15 protein-coding genes are annotated in these 18,610 nt (G+C 37.6%); 12 read left to right on the forward strand and 3 right to left on the reverse strand.

The features are described 5' to 3' along the window. Positions 1-146: 146 nt before the first annotated feature. The 9 genes from J7E67_RS00125 to J7E67_RS00165 all read left to right on the forward strand — a co-directional run bounded on the left by J7E67_RS00125 (position 147) and on the right by J7E67_RS00165 (position 10,636). Entirely contained in the window at positions 147-1,382 is a 1,236-nt protein-coding gene (locus J7E67_RS00125) for an ABC transporter substrate-binding protein (protein ID WP_214712256.1), read from the forward strand. A gap of 17 nt (positions 1,383-1,399) precedes the next feature. Further along, a complete protein-coding gene (locus J7E67_RS00130; protein WP_214712255.1) occupies positions 1,400-3,151 on the forward strand; it encodes a cache domain-containing sensor histidine kinase in 1,752 nt (583 codons plus the stop codon). Continuing rightward, on the forward strand, positions 3,141-4,313 hold the full coding sequence (locus tag J7E67_RS00135) for a response regulator transcription factor (protein ID WP_214730524.1): 1,173 nt from the start codon (positions 3,141-3,143) through the stop codon (positions 4,311-4,313). The genes J7E67_RS00130 and J7E67_RS00135 overlap by 11 nt, the downstream gene beginning before the upstream one ends. Before the next feature lie 164 nt (positions 4,314-4,477). Continuing rightward, complete coding sequence (locus tag J7E67_RS00140; RefSeq protein WP_214730526.1) at positions 4,478-5,746, forward strand: ABC transporter substrate-binding protein; 1,269 nt, start codon at positions 4,478-4,480, stop codon at positions 5,744-5,746. A gap of 61 nt (positions 5,747-5,807) precedes the next feature. Then, on the forward strand, positions 5,808-6,731 hold the full coding sequence (locus J7E67_RS00145; RefSeq protein ID WP_251026469.1) for a carbohydrate ABC transporter permease: 924 nt from the start codon (positions 5,808-5,810) through the stop codon (positions 6,729-6,731). Positions 6,732-6,743: 12 nt separating this feature from the next. Further along, positions 6,744-7,592 carry a carbohydrate ABC transporter permease gene (locus J7E67_RS00150; protein ID WP_251026470.1) on the forward strand — a complete coding sequence of 283 codons (849 nt, stop codon included), beginning with the start codon at positions 6,744-6,746 and terminating at the stop codon, positions 7,590-7,592. Positions 7,593-7,608: 16 nt separating this feature from the next. Then, on the forward strand, positions 7,609-8,580 hold the full coding sequence (locus J7E67_RS00155) for a carbohydrate kinase family protein (RefSeq protein WP_214730528.1): 972 nt from the start codon (positions 7,609-7,611) through the stop codon (positions 8,578-8,580). Continuing rightward, positions 8,570-9,991, forward strand: a complete 1,422-nt coding sequence (locus J7E67_RS00160) for a glycoside hydrolase family 32 protein (protein WP_214730530.1) — start codon at positions 8,570-8,572, stop codon at positions 9,989-9,991. The genes J7E67_RS00155 and J7E67_RS00160 overlap by 11 nt, the downstream gene beginning before the upstream one ends. A gap of 15 nt (positions 9,992-10,006) precedes the next feature. Further along, positions 10,007-10,636 (forward strand): YesL family protein, encoded by a 630-nt coding sequence (locus tag J7E67_RS00165; protein ID WP_214730532.1) that lies wholly within the window; start codon positions 10,007-10,009, stop codon positions 10,634-10,636. Between the two features lie 181 nt (positions 10,637-10,817). On the opposite strand, the gene J7E67_RS00170 is transcribed toward J7E67_RS00165, so the two are convergent. Both J7E67_RS00170 and J7E67_RS00175 read right to left on the reverse strand, forming a co-directional pair. Then, a complete protein-coding gene (locus tag J7E67_RS00170) occupies positions 10,818-12,665 on the reverse strand; it encodes a bifunctional diguanylate cyclase/phosphohydrolase (protein ID WP_214730533.1) in 1,848 nt (615 codons plus the stop codon). A 173-nt stretch (positions 12,666-12,838) separates the two neighbouring features. Next, positions 12,839-13,435: a DUF5317 domain-containing protein gene (locus tag J7E67_RS00175; RefSeq protein ID WP_214712240.1), complete on the reverse strand. Its 597-nt coding sequence runs from the start codon at positions 13,433-13,435 to the stop codon at positions 12,839-12,841. A gap of 866 nt (positions 13,436-14,301) precedes the next feature. Between J7E67_RS00175 and J7E67_RS00180 the strand changes: the two genes are divergently transcribed. From J7E67_RS00180 to J7E67_RS00190, 3 genes are all read left to right on the forward strand, one after another. Continuing rightward, on the forward strand, positions 14,302-14,529 hold the full coding sequence (locus J7E67_RS00180; protein ID WP_214730535.1) for a hypothetical protein: 228 nt from the start codon (positions 14,302-14,304) through the stop codon (positions 14,527-14,529). Positions 14,530-14,856: 327 nt separating this feature from the next. After that, positions 14,857-15,732, forward strand: coding sequence for an ROK family protein (locus J7E67_RS00185; protein WP_214730537.1), 876 nt, complete (start codon positions 14,857-14,859; stop codon positions 15,730-15,732). A gap of 688 nt (positions 15,733-16,420) precedes the next feature. Next, positions 16,421-16,828: an NUDIX hydrolase gene (locus J7E67_RS00190; protein ID WP_214717726.1), complete on the forward strand. Its 408-nt coding sequence runs from the start codon at positions 16,421-16,423 to the stop codon at positions 16,826-16,828. Positions 16,829-16,978: 150 nt separating this feature from the next. Here the strand turns inward: J7E67_RS00190 and J7E67_RS00195 are convergent, their stop codons facing one another. After that, on the reverse strand, positions 16,979-18,385 hold the full coding sequence (locus tag J7E67_RS00195) for a LysM peptidoglycan-binding domain-containing protein (RefSeq protein WP_214717728.1): 1,407 nt from the start codon (positions 18,383-18,385) through the stop codon (positions 16,979-16,981). Positions 18,386-18,610: the final 225 nt, after the last annotated feature.

Genomic DNA, 18,610 nt, shown 5'->3' on the forward strand with positions numbered 1-18,610 from the left:
CAGGAAACTTTTGTCTCTATACGCCTTTATTGTCAGATTTTTTTAATATCAATGTATTCTGAATTATAGTAGTATAAAAATAAGATTTTTGAGTGAACAGATGTGTTAATTAAAACTAAATTTAAACCGGAAATAACGGGGGTTCTATGAAGTCTCTTTTTCGTTGCATTTGTTTATCTATTTTATTATTGACAGCGTGTAATGGTAATAAGGTAGTCGAGTTAACCACCAATAAAGAAAAGGTACACCTTGAGTTTTTTACACCCAAAATTGAAACAGAGCCAATCTTTGAGGAGTTAATTCATGAATTTGAAAAACAACATCCTACCATTGATATTAGTCAAGAAGTTATACCAGAAGGGATGAGGGTATTAAAAACTAGAATAGCGAGAGGGGATATACCAGATATTTTCATTACCTATCCTATTGAGCAAGATTACCTCATCAGGGCAGATAAAGGTTATTTACTAGATTTGACTCATGAAGATTTTATACAGAATATCGAACCAAGCATACAAAATCGCTATCTTGTCAATGGTAAAATGTATGGTGCCGCATTAACCCAGAATGCTGTAGGCGTGCTATATAATATAGATCATTTTCAAGAATTGAATCTTTCCATTCCACAAACCTGGGATGAGTTTATTGAGGTTATGGAAAAATTAAAAGCTGCAGGAAAAACACCTTTGTTAATGCCAAATAAAGATGCTAACCGATCAAGTATTTTTAATTTAAACTTTGTAGCAAACGACATTAACACTCATTATTGGGAGAAAGAAACATTTTCTATCTCGAAAAATAAAGAGTGGAGGGAAATTTCAGAAAAGACGATAACTGCTCTATCGTATGTACAATTAAATTCCTTTCAGGATGATTTCTTTGAAGTGAATCGCAAATTTGCAAATGGACAAGGGTCTATGTACGTTATGGGGACATGGGCTTTAACTGAGATTGAAAAACATAATCCCAATTTACATTATGGAATTTTTCCATTTCCGGCAACAAATCAACCAAAACAAAATAAGGTTTTGGGTGGTGTTGATATAGGACTTGCTATTTCTTCTAATACGAAACATCCAAAGGAGGCCAAGCAGTTTTTAGCCTTTTTAACCAATAAGGAAATTGCTCAAAGACTTTCGGATTACGAGGGATCGATTAGTACGGTCAAGGGAGTTAATATTAATACACCTCAATTAGAATTATTAAATGAAAAAATACATGAAGGTAAAACCGTAAACTGGCCAAACCATTATTGGGCAGGAGGAACAGCTGCAGAATCCGATTTTCGGAAATATACCTTACAGTTTTATTATGATAAGAATATCGATACCTTTCTTAACAATCTCGAAGACATGTTTAATTATTATAAGGATTTAAAATAGAAGAAATAGGTGTCTGTATGCTTAGATTTCAACAAAAAATGATCATAGCCTTTTTACTTTTTATTTTACTGCCTATCATCATATTAGGGTTTGTATCATACAAAATTTCATCAACAACCTTACAACAAAAGATAAGCAATCAAACGGTTCAGACATTAAGGGCTGTTAATCGAAATATAGTGGCTTCTGTATCAGAAGTAAATGCTTTTTCAGACTATGTTATTTCATCAGGTGAAATTCACTCGTTTTTAAGAACAAATGATAGGACATCCATTATCGAATTTTACAATAAGAAGCAGGCGATTGCGGGCATTATGCATGGAAACTCGCAAATAGATGATTTTATTTTATATAGTAAAAGCGGGAGTGCTACCCATTTAAAAAATACACAGATTCCATCATTTAAAACATTCCAAGCAAGCCTTTTTAATCATCAAATACTGCAAGAAAAAGGAAGATCCGTTTGGTTAACCCCGTCTGAAATTCATCCATTTAATCATGAAAAAAGGTTTGTGCTAACTCAAGGAAGAGTGGTAAAGGATATTGATACTCTTACTGACTTAGGTTACTTGATTTTAGACGTCAAACTAGACCTATTTGATAATATCTTTAAGGACGTCCAAGAAGATACAGCATATGGAATGTTAGTCAATCAAAATGGGACGATATTATATTCATTAGACAGGGATTTAATTGGTAAGCAGTTTGATATCGACCAATTCTCTGAGATTCAATCACAGGAAAATGGATATCTCATTGATTATTGGAATCGTGAGAAAAGCTTAATTACGTATATGCCGTCAAGTTTTACTACTGGAACGAATTCATCTGCCATTTTGATTTCTATTAAACCTTGGAAGGATATTTCCAACGATATTCAACATATTCGAAATACAACGTTGTTAATTGTCGCTTTTGCTGTAATCATTGCCGTCCTTTTTAATGTTTTATTCTTAAAAAATATTTCGCGTTTCATTCAAGAGCTACTAAAACATATGAAACTAGCTGAAGTAGGTATGTTAAGTAGTCGAATGGAAAGTTTCAAATTAAAAGAATTAGAGAAAATTTCGTTAGGATTTAATAACATGATTTCTCGGATTCAACAATTATTGAAAGAAGTGGAAACCGAACAGGAACGTAAGCGGGAAGCGCAATTCAAAGTGCTGCAACAACAAATTAACCCTCATTTTTTATATAATACGCTTGAATCAATCAATGCGCTTGCTGCATTAAATGGCCAAAAAGAAATTAGTAAAATGACGATTAATCTCGGAAAATTATTACGGATTAGTATTAATGGAGGCTATGAAGTTAAGGTTCAAGATGAGATCCGTCATGTCATTAGCTACTTAGAAATTCAAAAAATCAGATATGATAATCGATTTTCATTCATGGTTGAAGTAGACGAAGGGTTGAAAAACGAACCTGTTTTAAAACTCATTCTCCAGCCGCTCGTTGAAAATATCTTAATCCATGCGTTTGATCAGGAACACGTCGGAATCATCAAAATTAGAGCTGCCATGACCAATGGGCAAGGTCAATTTTGGGTTGAGGATAATGGCAAGGGAATTGATAAAAAAGCCTTGTTGAAATTAAATGGCTGGGAACCAGAGAAATGTAACGGCAGAGGTCATGGGATTCGTAATGTTCAGGAACGATTAGGACTTTATTATGGTGAAAATTATGGGTTAATCATTTGTTCAGATGAAAAGAATGGAACGATAATAAAAATTTCATTTCCAATAAAAGGTGAAAAACATGGGCTTTAAAGTATTAATTGCAGATGATGAACCACTAATATTAAAGAATCTTACACAAATTATTGATTGGCACGCATTAGATTGTCTGATTATAGGTACCGCCCAAAATGGCCAGGAAGCATTAGAGATACTAGAAAAGGAACGAATTGACCTCCTATTAACGGATATATCGATGCCGGGGATTTCTGGTATTGACTTATTAAAGCAGATACAAAAATTACCTTATCAACCGATTACATTATTAATAAGCGGTTATGATGATTTTGAATATGCTAGAGAAGGTTTAAAAAATAATGCCCTTGATTATATCCTAAAACCGATTGATTATGATGAATTACAAGAATGCGTTGAACGTGCTATTGGGGAATTGAAAAATCAAAAAATAAAGGAACATGAGTATGAAAAATTCCTGATTTATGAATTGATTACAATGGAAAATATAAAACCGGAAGTGATCAATAAATATCAGCCCTATATTGCGATGGCAGTGAAATCCCCTGAGCAAAATATAGAATCGATCATTCACCAGATCCATGATTCCTGTATGAAAGGGAATACGAAGCTATTTATTTATCGAATCTCGGATGTGGATGTCATTGTCGTGCTAGAATTCTCTAACAATTTACCTGTTCCAATTGATGGATGTGTGAAGGGTTTTGCCCAACAAATCGTCCAGGAAGCTTCACAAAAATGTATAGTATCCATTGGTCCATCCGTAGAATGTTTATTGGATATACGAAAATCAGTAGATCATACAAGGGAATTAATCAAGTTTGATGCCTTTATAAAGAGTGCTATTATTACTGACGGACTGATCAAAGAGGAGTATAAACGAAAACAAACATCAGCAGACTTGATGAATGATGCAATATCTTTTATAAAGAATCATTTTGAACAAGATTTGGGTATAGAGCAAGTGGCAGAACAGGTTGGTTTGAGTGTAAGTTATTTTAGTAATCTTTTTAAACAAAAAACTGGAGTAACCTTCCTTGAATATTTGACGGATGTGAGAGTCAATTACGCATGCCTGCTTTTAGAAAATCTAGATTTAAAGACGTATGAAATAGCTCAAAAAGTGGGCTATACGGATCAACGATACTTTAGCCAGGTCTTTAAGAGGAAAATGAAGAAAACACCAAGTGAATATCGAAAACTATTTAAGAAAGATTAGCTTTAAGCCTCTCAATATTTTTTTGGGAGGCTTTTTCCATTTCGAAAATAGTAAAAATTTAAACAATCATAAGAGGAATACCTCATTTTGAAAGCGTTTCAATTATTTTATGCTTAATATGTGAAAACGCTTTATGGAAAAAACAAGACAGAGGGGGAAAAGTAGTGAAAAAACTGTTCGCAATTAGTATGTCTATTGTCTTATTATTAGGAATCTTGAGCGCATGTAGTAGTGATAGCGCATCAAAGAGTGAAAGTGGAGCCGTTAAATTAACATTATGGCATCCAAAAGGGGATACATCAGAAGCGTATAAAGAAATTATTAAAGAATTCAACAAGGAACACAAAGGGAAAATTGAAGCAGAACTTACATTAATTCCTCGAGGTAATAAATATGCCTATGAAGATAAAGTTTCTGCTGCAGCAACAAGCGATACACTTCCTGATTTGGTAGCTATGGATGGTCCGAACGTGGCCAACTACGCTGATTCTGGGATTATCCAGCCTATTGACGGTCTTGTCGAAAATCAAGATGATTTTGTACATTCGATCATTACACAGGGTACGTTTGATGGTAAGTTATATACCGTTGGAGCCACAGAATCAACAGTTGCCTTGTTTTATAACGTTAAAATGTTAAAAGATGCGGGTATCACACCTCCTACAAAGCTAGAAGATGCATGGACATGGGATCAATTCTATGAAGCTGCTAAAAAATTAACAGATAAAAAGAAAGGTATTTATGGTGTAAACTGGACCCTCGATTACGGTGAATGGATTATCTATTTCTCAGGTCCTACCGTATGGAGTAATGGTGGAAGCTTTATTGCTGAAGATGGTACAAAAGCTGATGGTTTTGTAAATGGTCCAAAAACAGTGGAAGCGTTAAAATACCTTCAAAAGTTTACAAAGGAAGGTCTAGTTAATCTACAACCTAAACCAACTGAATTTGAAGATGGAAAAGCTGCAATGATGTTAATGGGTTCTTGGGAATGGAGAAAGTTACAAGATTATCCTAAGACTAAGTGGGGGATTACTTATTATCCAAGAAGCAATTCTGGAGAGCAAGTTTCACCATCAGGTGACTGGAACTGGGGAATTTCTACGGATACAAAGCATAAAAAAGAATCAGCCACTCTTCTGAACTATATTATGAATAAAGAAAATATCATTAAATTAGCAAAAGCTGATAATAAGCCAGCAGCACGTATGTCTTCATTTGAAGAAATGACAGAATGGAATGAAGCACCTCTTAACATCTTAAAAGATCAAGTGTTAAATACAGCTCATCCTAGACCTGCTACAACTTCATACCCTGTATTGTCTACTAAGTACGGGCAGGCCGTTCAAAATATTTTCCTTGGCGGTGACGTTCAGGAAGAATTAGATAAAGTAGCGAAAGAAACTGATGAAGATATTGCACGTAAAAAATAAAAACTAGATAAAGGCAATCGTATGATTGCCTTTTTTGATACTACAATGTGGAGGTGTAAACATGGCGGAAATTGTTAAAAGCGGTGATAGTCACTTGGCATACAAACGTGAAAGTCCAATGACCTACAAACGTCAACAAAAAGTGCTAGGGGTGTTGTTCTCTCTTCCAGCCTTAGCATTATTGTTTACATTTTTGATCTTGCCGGTTATATTGGCGTTCTTCTATAGCTTTATGAATTACAATATGTTAAACCCAGATGCAAAAGTGTTTACCGGCTTCGATAATTATATAAGACTTTTTCAAGATAAAATCTTTTTTACCGCATTAAAAAATACATTGTATTTTACCGTTCTTGTTGTCCCGCTTCAATGTTGCGTGGCGCTTTTGTTAGCTATTCTTGTGAATAAAAAGGTGAAGGCGGCTTCCCTAGGACGCGTATTTTTCTTTAGCCCGGTAGTCACCTCCATGGTGGTTGTCGCTATTCTTTGGACATTTTTATACAACGTGGATAATGGATTGATCAATAATGCATTGAACTTTTTTGGATTTGAAAACCAGCCGTTTTTGTTAAGTCCGGACCAAGCGATGAACTCCATCATCTTTATGTCTATCTGGCAAGCTGCTGGATTTCAAATGATGATCTTCCTGGCAGGATTAAAGGATGTCCCTGAGGAATTATACGAAGCGGCTGAAATAGACGGTGCAAATGTATGGCAGAAATTTAGGAATGTAACCCTGCCGTCTATCCAACATGTGACTGGTTTTGTCCTGATTATCACAACGATTCAAGCCTTTCGATTATTTATCCAGCCTTATGTTATGACGAATGGTGGACCGAGTGATTCAACAAAAACGCTTGTTTTTATGCTTTATGAAAATGGCTTCCAATTTCGTGATGTAGGTTATTCTTCTGCGATCGCCGTAGTCTTTTTCCTAGTAGTTATCATTACGTCATTGTTACTTAAAAAACTATTAAAACAATAAAGGGGTGGATTGATGATGACAAACCGTACAAAAAAACGTATAGGAAAAATGGGTATTACAATTAGCATCCTCGTGCTTGGGTTTTTGTTTATCTCCCCACTCCTTTGGATGATCATTGCATCCGTCAAACCTGAAACATTGATTTTTAAAGATATGGGATTTGAAGCGTTTATTCCGAAAGAAACGACCTTTGATAACTATGCAAAAATTTTATTCAACGAAAATATTAACTTCTTTCATTATATGGGGAACAGTTTATTTACAGTTGGAATGATTGTCATCTTAGGTACAGTCGTCAACTCCATATGTGCCTATGCACTTGTAAAATTGAAATTCCCCGGCAGTGATCTCATTTTAATTATCATCATTGCTTTATATGTTGTTCCATTTGAAAGTGTATTAATTCCCCTTTATATTGTTGTCAATAAATTTGGGTGGATTAATGAATTTCCGGCACTCATTATTCCGTTTATTGCTAGTGCATTTAATATCTTCTTATTCAGACAATTCTTCATGGGTTTTCCAAAGGAATTGGAAGAAGCAGCACAAATCGATGGAGCATCCCCATGGCAAACCTTTGTCCGGATTGTTGTTCCTAATTCAAAACCTGTGTTTGCGACAGCTGCCATTTTAACATTTGTCACCCATTGGAGTGATTTTATGTGGCCACTTATTGTTGCAACAGATCAGTCTATTCAAACTGTACAAATTGGGATTCAATATCTCTTTACAGATAATAACATTCAATATGGTCAAATCATGGCTGCACTTACGTTAACAACGATTCCTGTTATCTTGATATTCATATTTTTCCAACGCTATTATGTCCAAGGGATCACTTCAAGCGGCGTAAAAGGTTGATTAAGGAGAAAGCAATATGTTCGAAATTGTATCTTTAGGCGAATTATTGATTGATTTAATCCCCCATAATGACTATACACCCGATAACCCTTCCTATGAGGCAAAAGTAGGTGGGGCACCAATCAATGTGTTGTCTGGATTAGCGAAGTGGGGACACTCCACTGCTTATATTTCAAAGGTAGGAAACGATGCATTTGGAACCTATTTGAAGAAAAGTGTCCAAAGTGAAGGGATCAATGTTGATTACGTGCTCATGGAAGAAGCGGCACCTACTACTGTGGCCATTGTTTCTCTCGATGAAAATCGGAATCGGACCTTCGATTTTATTCGTAATCCTGGTGCTGACCAACTTTTAACGAACGATGAGATTGAATACCATCTGATTCGGGAGGCGAAGATTTTTCACTTTGGTTCTCTTTCCTTAACCCATCATCCTTCGAGGGAATCAACGCTAGAAGCATTGAAATATGCAGAAAAGGAAAATAAAATCATCAGTTTCGACCCGAATTATCGTCCATTATTATGGGAAAATCAAGAAGATGCCAAAAGGATGATGATAGACGGGTTAAAATGGGCAGATATTGTAAAAATTTCCGATGAGGAAGTACAGTTTATTATGAATGAAGCTGATCCACTAAAAGCCTCTCAACTGCTTGCCGAAAATTACCATATTCCATTGTTGTTTATGACAAAAGGAAAAGAAGGTGCCATGGTCATTTGCAACGGGCACCTACTTGAAGAAAAGGGGATTGAGGTACAGCCAGTTGATACAACAGGAGCAGGGGACGCCTTCATGGCCTCTGTGCTTCATCAGTTTTTAGTTAAAAGCAAACCGATTCAAGAATTAACGAAAACAGACTTAAGTGATATGCTTCAATTTGCAAATGGTGTGGCGGCACAAACTACTACAGTAAAAGGCGGGTTTAGCGTCGTACCTGCCTTGGATCATTTGGAAACTATAACTGGAGGTGTTCCTCATGTACGATGAACAATTTCGACCGCAGCTTCACTTTAGCCCAAAAGAAAAATGGTTGAATGATCCAAATGGGTTGGTATATTACAAGGAAGAGTACCATCTTTTTTATCAATATCATCCACATGATACCGTATGGGGGCCTATGCACTGGGGCCACGCGGTAAGTAAAGACCTGTTACACTGGGAGGAATTGCCGATTGCTCTTTACCCGGATGAATTGGGACAGATTTTTTCAGGCAGTGCGGTTATTGATAAACAAAACACCAGTGGATTAAAATCTTCTGATGAAGATGTGATGGTAGCAATCTTTACCCATCATGGTAAGGATAATGAAAAGCAGAGCATTGCTTATTCCAATGATCGAGGGCGATCATGGACTAAATATGCTGGGAATCCCGTTATTGATAATCCGGGAATAAAAGATTTCCGAGACCCAAAGGTATTTTGGCATGAGGAGTCACAAAAATGGGTGATGTCTCTAGCATGTGGTGATTGTATTCATTTTTATGGGTCACCAAATCTAATTGATTGGAATCTTCTGTCCACATTCGGCAGTGAATACGGTGCACATGGAGGCGTTTGGGAGTGCCCGGACTTAATTCCATTGGCGGTGAAAGGTGAGAACGAAAGGAAATGGGTATTGATTGTTAGTATTAACCCAGGCGGTCCGAATGGAGGATCCGTTGTCCAGTATTTCATTGGTGATTTTGATGGGACGACTTTTTGCTGTGATGATGAAAAAGAGGTAGTGAAATGGGCCGATTTTGGGCGTGATTTTTATGCAGCCGTTACATGGAGTAATCTCTCTGAACCTACTTGGATTGGATGGATGAGCAATTGGCAGTATGCCAATCAAGTCCCGACAAATCCTTTTAGAAGCGTGATGTCTATTCCGAGGAAGTTGAGTCTGCGCAGGCAAAAAGGTGATTTGACCTTAGTTCAAACACCATTTGACCTATCATCTTTATATAAAAATCCGATTCTATCTAAAGAAACTATAACCTTACAATCCAGTCAATCTGGTCCAATTGTATTGGATAATCTCCAATTTATTGCAGAAGCAAATGTGGTAAAAAATACGGCTTCTTCTTTTTCCATCACGCTTTACGGAGAGCAGGAGAAACTGCAAATTATCTTTGATCGTGTAAAACATGAAGTGAGGATTGATCGAAGAAATAGTGGTCAAGTTTCATTTTCAGAGCATTTTGCGAGTGTGGATACGATGCCATTAGCTGAAGTTAATGATTTTACCTTCATTCTAGATAAAACCTCGATTGAATTGTTTGTCAATCAGGGTAGTCGTGTCATGACAGAGTTATTCTACCCTTGTGAATCAGATTATAAGCTAGAGTTTATGGCAACCGAAGGGGAAGTTGTTTTATCCAATGTAACTATACACAGCCTTGAATCTACTTGGAAATAAGAAAGGACGATAGACATGAATCCTTGGGATGGAAAAACCGCATTATTCATGAGAACTGTAACGAACATCATGATCCTAAATCTCTTATGGGTTATCTGTTCTATGCCCGTATTTACGATTGGACCCTCAACTGCTGCGATGTATGGGGTAATAAGAAAGTGGCATTTATATAAGGATCCTAGTGTTATTCGAAGTTTTATTCATGAATATCGGTTATTTTTCAAACAAGGATCTATGGTCGGTACTCTTTGGATCTTCCTTGGTTTTTTACTTGTGTTAGATGTAGTCTATTTCCTGCAAATTCCAAGCAACGTAAAAGTAGTGCTGATTGTCATAACCATAACGGCTCTCATCATCTATCTTTTGACTAGTGCCCTATTGTTTTCTATTCTGGTTCATTATGAAACAAAAGGAATTGGACTTATCAAACAAGCATTTACATTTTCATTGATTGATGTAAAGACAACCTTTGCCATTATACTTATGTGGATTGCAGCAGGCATTGTACTTTTTTATGCTCCATTAGCTATTTTTGTCATTTTTGTTCCTGTTTCGATGATTTCGTTCCGATTTGCATTGATTTCATTTGATAGGATTTGTAAATTACCTAAGATCCAATCAAAATATATTGCCCTAGAAAAATGAGGAAACCTTTCTGCTTCTCCTCTTTTTTGTATAACTTTGATGCAGGGGTCAGATCAAAGAGCTTAAATTTATCATTTGAAAAAGAAAACCTCATTTAGACACGTTCTGGTGAACCGGGTCTAAATGAGGTTTTTCTTTTTCTACTATTGATTTTTTTCTTCTGCCAACTGTGCGGAAAGTATTAGCCATTCACTGCGGCAAGCTCTTCTTTTCGTTCATCCCCGGAGTTATCAAACTCCTTGATCATCGCTATAAACGGTTCAATGAATTGAGGATCAAATTGTTTTCCAGAGCAGTCGCGCAATTCAGCGATCGCTTCATGGAAGGTTTTTGTTTTTTGATAAGGACGCTCGGTTGTCATTGCGTCAAAGGAATCGATCACACAGAGAATTCGCGCCAGCTTTGGAATCGATTTTCCTGCTAAGCCATATGGATAGCCGTTCCCATCATAGCGTTCATGGTGGAGTTCAACTAGCGGAATCAAGTCTTCTAATTTCTTATTCGTTGAAATGATCTCTTTTCCGTAGGTTACGTGCTTCTTCATCAATTCCCATTCATGAGGCTCAAGCTTTCCTTTTTTATTTAAAATCTCCCGCGGGATTTCTATTTTTCCAATGTCATGAACAAGAGCTCCAAGAATCAGCGTTTTGCGTTCATGAATACTTAAGTTAAGCATTCGTGAAAAATCAACCGCATATTGGTAGACCCGTTTACTGTGGCGATAGGTATAGACATCTTTTGAGAGGAAGATCTTTAATTGAAACTCCGCTTCCTCCAGCTCCTTTTCAAGTGAAAGCGAGTGATGAACGGAATATTCGGAATGCCCATTATAAATTTGAACAAGATTTTTCCCTTGGTTTTTCGCCGCATACATCGCTTGATCCGCTTTGTTCAGAAGTTCAGAAATATTGTAGGTCTCTTTTTCACATTCGGCAATCCCAGATGAAAAGGACAAGCAGCCGTAAGGGAGACGTTCCACCCCTTTATAGTAGGTGTCATTTACTTTCTTCCGTAATTCATTCATGAACGAATAAGCTGTTTTACGATCGGTGTTAGGCATGATAATCGAAAATTCTTCGCCGCCATAGCGTGCAACGATAAAATTTGCAGCGTCGGACTCGGTTTTTAAAATGGCACCAAATTCTTGGAGCAGATGATCCCCTTGAATATGCCCGTACAGATCGTTGAATTTTTTAAAATCATCTATATCAAGGATGACCACACTTAATGGCTGATCCGTTTCCTTTGCGATCGCTACTTCTTTTTCCAAAATTTCTTTAAAGTAACCATGGTTATTGAGACCAGTAAGGGTGTCTTTGTTGGCTTTATCCAGGGTTTCTTGAAACAAGCGGAAATGTTCATTAAATGCTACCGACAAAAGGATCGAAATGCACACAAACATAACGAGGCCCAAGATTGGATTTACCTGAATAAGAATTCCAAGTACAAGTGAGAGTAATAATGTACAAAGGTAGCTTACTAGAAAGGTTTTATCCCTTACAATTCCGGTCATTAATTTAATCGAGCTTTCTGTTTGCAGCAGAAGGAAGTATAAACTGATTAAAATCGTGTTTAGAATAAAATAAGCACTAAGTGAAAGAATGTAAGGTAATAAGTTGCCTGTATTAATGTCACCTACGACTCCATTGGTCGAAGTAAAGAGAAAATAGGAAAGAATCATCATAATACTATAGATTGAAAAATTGAATAGATGTTTCCACCAGACAATCTTTCGTTTATATATGGCATAGATCACCGAATTGATTAGTAAAACTTCTAATGTAAAATTTAAGCCAAATAAAAAAATGCTGGCTAGATAAATTGCAGAGTCCATCGAAATGGAATTTCCGTCAGGTGGAATGGGGATCGTGTAATGATTTAGGAGTAATATCGCTCCTACTAAGGTAAGGGTAATTACTAATTTTGAAGTATCGAGGAAATTAAAGGGTTTTAACAGTAAAAATCCTATACTTCCGAGAAATGAAACCATCAATAAATAGAGATTAGCCGGTTGTTTGATTCTGTCCATTTTTAATCACTCATATCTAAAAATATTAGAATGGAGAAGTAAGATAATTTTACTCCTCCATTCTTCTTATTATATTAGTTTCATTCCAGATGTTAAAGCAATAATCATTGAAGCAAGAATAATAGCATTTACGATAACACTTGTTAATTTAAGGCCTTCTGGCTTTTGTGGTTTCATTTGGTTTCACCTCCTTTAATGGAGAGTGACCTTTCATGCCTATTCTTTGCTGCAGGGTGTTTTAGCATTAAGTATTGAATAAAGAGGAAGGCACCGATATTCATAATTATATCACCGATGCTAATAATTTGTGTTCTAGGATATGGGTCTGTAATTGGGATAATATCGCCTAAGATGCCTAGTTTTGTAGATTCTGTTAGCGCTGTATGCTTCGCATATAATTGCTCTTTAAAAACATCGAGATAACCAGCTGGTAAAATAGATGCAGCATCTAATGATACCGGCATTCTACCGCCGTTCGTCACCATAACCAAGAAATTGAGAAATACACCTAGTAAAATCAGATTAAAACCTGCGTTTTTGCGGTTTATAAATAAAAATAGTAAACCGAGTACATATACCACAATGTATATGTATCCGCTTACCTGTCCGAGAAATTTGCTATCGTTTTGGAGAATAAAAACGGCTAATTCAACGACCAATAATAGCGGAAAGATCCATCCCCACTTTAGCTTTAGTTGTGCCAGTGCTCTTAAGTTCCCTTTGCGAAGAAAACCTACGATAAACGAAATAATGATGCCGTCAAATACCATCAGCTGATACCTACCTATGCCAGAATATATAACAAATAGAAAGAGTTCAAAAATTCCATGAAGAAAAAATATTCCCACAATAATATAATCAAAGATATTCGTCGAATGCAAGGAGTATTGCGTGTTGTTTGTGTCGAATTTGTGTATATTCTGATGTCTTGACTCGATTAATCTTGTTTCATAGGATTGTTCCACGATACCTTAATAGAATAAAAGATTAAAGTTCGGCTCAATCTCCGTTAAAGAGGTAGGGATCTATCTGATTTTATGGATGCGCAAATAAAAGGTGTTAATGCGCAAATAAAAGCTGATAATCCGCAAATAAACAATGTCATTTTTCGATTACGCAGCGTTTGAGGAGGCAAAAAGTTGGAAAACTCGTCTCGATGAGCAGTTTATCAGCGTATTTTTGAAGGATATCGGCAAACTGGACCATTTTATCAGCGAATCTAGCGTTTTATCAGCGAATCAATTTTTCCACAAATAAAACCGGCTATTTATTACGTGGAGTGCAAGATGTCCATTAGTAAGCTCCAGAAAAGAGGTGTTTTAAAGACAGTTCTCGACAAACTTTTCAGCCATTTAGAGGAATAAATCCAGGAATGGCACGTGCTGAGCCCTCTTTTAATCAAACGTTTATGTAGTAGGGAAAAGGGGCGGAATTAATAGAATGGTGTAAGTTCAAGCAAAACCCGTCTGTTATTGTGGAAATAATGGTTATTTCCTGCGGAATGATCCCGGGTAAACCGACAATTTCCCGCCTGCATTAGCAGGGGAAATCCTTATAGGTCAATACTTGCAGCTGTTTCAACCAAACGTTTGATTAGTATAGCATATATGGTATTTAGTCGAATGGCCGTCGTTTAATGGCAATAATGGCTATGGTGCTATTTATTTCCTATTTCCAGTCCATTTTTCAACAATTAATTTACGTATTTGGAGAGACAAACGCATATTTATCAAGGGATGTCACAGTTTTAATCAAACGTTTGATTGAAAGGGAAACTTGGGGGAAATGGGTGAGATTTGTCATTTCATTGGATGGATTTGGAGTAAATAATCAACGGGCGGGCGGAAATGGAGAGGAGTTTTAAGGAGAGCGAGAACTAGTACTCAAGAGGCTGTAACCGACCGTGAAGGCGAAAAAAGAGAGAGGTTGGTCGTTAAGAGAGGTTCTATGTGACCGTGAAGGAAGAAAAAAGGAGAGTCCGGTAACATAGAGAGAGAGGTTCTAAACACTATCAGCTAGTGTGGTGCTCATTTCATTTTAGTAATATAGTTTTTTGAGCTTTTTCGCCGATAAAATGAGCTTATGCGGTGAATAAATTTTGTTCTAGCGGGTTTCTCCATTCTTCGATTTTGTGCTATTTTTAAATATATCAAAAAGACATTTTAAATAATGCCAATTGGAGGAAGTTTACATGTTAGGTGCCATTGAAGCAGGAGGAACAAAATTTGTTTGTGCAGTAGGGGATGAATCGGGTAAGATTCTGGAGCGTTTTCAGGTTCCTACTACCGTACCTGAGGAGACCATTCCTAGGGTGATCGAATTTTTTAAAAAATATCCTATCCAAGCCATCGGAATTGGCTCGTTCGGGCCGATTGATGTGAACCAGGAAAGTCCAACTTATGGAATGATTACCACGACACCGAAAACAGCATGGAGGGACTTCCCATTTGTTGACACGTTCAAAGAGGCTTTTTCCGTTCCAGTCGGATTCAATACGGATGTAAATGCTGCTGCATTGGGTGAGTCTGTTCTGGGTGCTGCAAAAGGTCTGGATAGCTGCCTTTACATCACTGTTGGGACTGGCATTGGAGCAGGTGCGATTGTACAGGGGGAACTCTTGCAGGGTTGGTCACATCCTGAAATGGGTCACATTCTTGTAAGGCGTCATCCGAATGATGAATACAAAGGCAAATGCCCATACCACGCTGATTGCCTGGAAGGTCTGGCGGCAGGACCTGCCATTGAAGAACGATGGGGTGCAAAAGGAATCCATCTGGTGGAGCGTTCCGAAGTATGGGAAATGGAAGGGTACTATATTGCACAGGCACTTATGCAATATATACTGGTTCTCTCTCCTAAAAAAATTATTCTTGGCGGCGGCGTCATGAACCAAAAGCAGGTATTCACGTCTATCTATAAGTACCTGCCGGAATTATTGAACGATTATATCACCTTACCGGAGCTTTCTACCTATATTGTGAGTCCTGGTCTAGGGGATAATGCCGGGATCACGGGGTCCTTTCTGCTTGCCCATCGAGCGTTACTTGAAGCCGGACTTGATCAGTAAACTTAAACCATGCTAAAAAAGCGTAATAGGTCATCGCCTTTTACGCTTTTTATTTTTTTCATAGATTCCCGGTCTTAACGAAGAATGGCTGGACGCCTTGAAATAAAGAGTGAGTAAATGCTGAAGCCATTTTTCTACATTCTTTTCAGGTATTTTGAGGGGGAAGGTCAGGACTGGAGAGAGGTGACACCACTTTTAATTAACCGTTTGTGTAGTAGAGAAAAGGCGGGAAATTAATAGAATGATGGAAGTTTAAGAGAAACCCATCAGATTTTGTGGGAAGGTGGGTTATTTCCTGCGGAATGATTTTGCGAATCTCGACAATATCCACTCACCTTTTACAGGGAAAATACCTATAGAACCGTACTTACAGCTGTTTCAACCAAACGTTTGATTAGTATAGCAGATGTGGAATCACGTCGATTGGCTGTCGTTTAGAGACAATAATTGTTCAAAGGCTATTTATCTCCTAATTTTAGGCCGTTTTTCAACAATTAATTTATAAATTTGAAGGTATGAATACTTATTTATCAAGGGTTGAAGACACTTTTAATCAAACGATTGGTTGAAAGGGGAATTTGGGGAAAATAGGCGAGGTGTGTCATTTCATGGATCGGTTATGTGAAAGAAGGGGAAACGAAAAAGGCAGCGAATTAATTAGGTATTCTATATTAATGTGAGGTCTGATATGTCCACTCCAAAACATATTGTTTCAGCTGCAACTATTGTACTTAATGAGCAAGGGGAAATTTTATTAATTAAAGGTCCACGAAGGGGATGGGAAATGCCTGGTGGTCAGGTTGAAGAAGGAGAATCATTGAAGGAGGCGGCAATCCGGGAAACAAAAGAAGAAAGCGGAATAGATATTGATGTGATTAAATTTTGTGGTGTATATCAAAATGTGAGCCAATCGATATGTAGTACATTATTTTTGGGGATACCAACTGGGGGAGAGCTGACCACTTCCTCAGAAAGTTTGGAAGTAGGTTTCTTTTCAGTTGAAGAAGCATTGGAAATGGTCACTTGGAATAATTTCAGGCAAAGAATCGAGTATTGTTTAAACGAAAAACTTCATCCTTTTTATGTGGAGTGTTGAATTAGTTTCTTTTTTTTAGTTGTGAAAAGAATGGAACGAACAGGAGTTACGGTGGTTTTTTTTTTGGAGAATATTTCAGTAATCGGCCCTAACTCGGAAATATTCACTTACGAACAATCAGTCCCTGCTAGAACTGATTGTTCAAAAAACTCATTTTTTTATATTGAAATTATCAGCTAACAATGTCCAGTTCGACGGATATGGATAGCCTAATGCCCAGTAACTAATTCCGCGGAGATTAAATTCCTTAGCCAAGTCGAACTTGGCTTGGGCGCTGCGGGCATCTTCAAACCAAACTTCATGGCCACGGCCCTTTTCATCGACGTAACGGAAAAATGGTGATTGGGTGGTGTCATCATATTGAATCGATGCCCCGTATTTTACCGCACGCGCAATCGCTTCTTGTGTACTAAATGTTTCTGCTTCTTGTCCTTTAACATGTGGAAGGAGCCAATCACGGGCATAAATTTGGAACCCTAAGAATATTTTTTCTGCCGGCATAACGGTCCGCGCGTATTCCACGACACGTCTCATTTGGTTGATAGGAGAGATCGCCTGTGGCGGTCCAAGCCTGTATCCCCATTCATAGGTCATCAGTACGACAAAGTCTACAATCCTACCATGTGCTTCATAATCATGTGCTTCATATAGCAGACCCGCTTGTGTCGCACTTTGCTTGGGTGCAACCGCCGTTGAGACAAAATATCCTCGCGGATGAAGACGGTCCACGGTTAGTTGGAGGAATAGATTGTAATTTTCGCGATCGGCCGGTAACACATTTTCAAAATCGATGTTTACTCCTTTATATCCCTTTTCATCCATAATCCGAAGCATATTTGTCAGTACCTTTTCACGTAATTCTGGACTGGATAAAAGGGTATGAGCCACGTTTGAGCCAGCTGCAGTTGAAGTAAAGTTTGTAATCGACATCATCGGTGTGACATTACTTGTTTTTGCAGCTTGTAGGGTTAACTCATCATGAACTGGAGTGAGATCCCCATTTTCATTGATTAGGTAAGCAAATGGACTGATATACGTGAGCAAATGGCTAAGTTCCTTAACCGTTTCAGCCGCTGCTTGATCGGGTTGATAGGTATAGGCATTGACTTCGATGGTTGGTTTCTTGATTGGTATTCTTAACCTTGTACCGGAATAAATGAGGTTTGGATTTTGAATCTGATTTTCATCGATAATCGCTTGGACTGTCACCCCGTAACGATTTGCGATTTGCCATAATGTTTCCCCAGATTGAGTCACGTGTATCCGTGGAGGGATAATTAGTTTTGTCCCTGGATATAAAAGAGACGGATTTGTGAGTTGATTTGCCTGGATGATCGAGTTAATTTCCACCCCATACTGTTGTGAAATTGACCACAATGTATCACCGGATCTAATGATGTGTGATGTCCCGGGGACTGGGATTACAAGCGATTGGCCAACTAACAGCTGGTTCGGGTTTTGGAGCCCATTTGATTGAACAATTCCATTCATATTTACTTTGTAGCGAGCAGCAATTTGCCAAAGCGTTTCACCGCTCCGGACCACATGTATCACCATCTGCCTCTCCTCCTGTTTCACTTCAATAATGTAACTTATGTGGGTTAGAAGGATTGGGTTAATTGTCTATATAAATTTATGGGCACAGTTAGGTTTTTTCGTAAAAAAGCTAATCATCGAATATTAGTGGGGACAAGTGAAATCCAATTATTATTATTCTATAGTAGTTTTTGTATGATCCTCAAAGAAACGAAATGAACAAGTAAATCGCATTGACGATAAATT

The organism is Bacillus sp. ISL-46 (assembly GCF_018613205.1).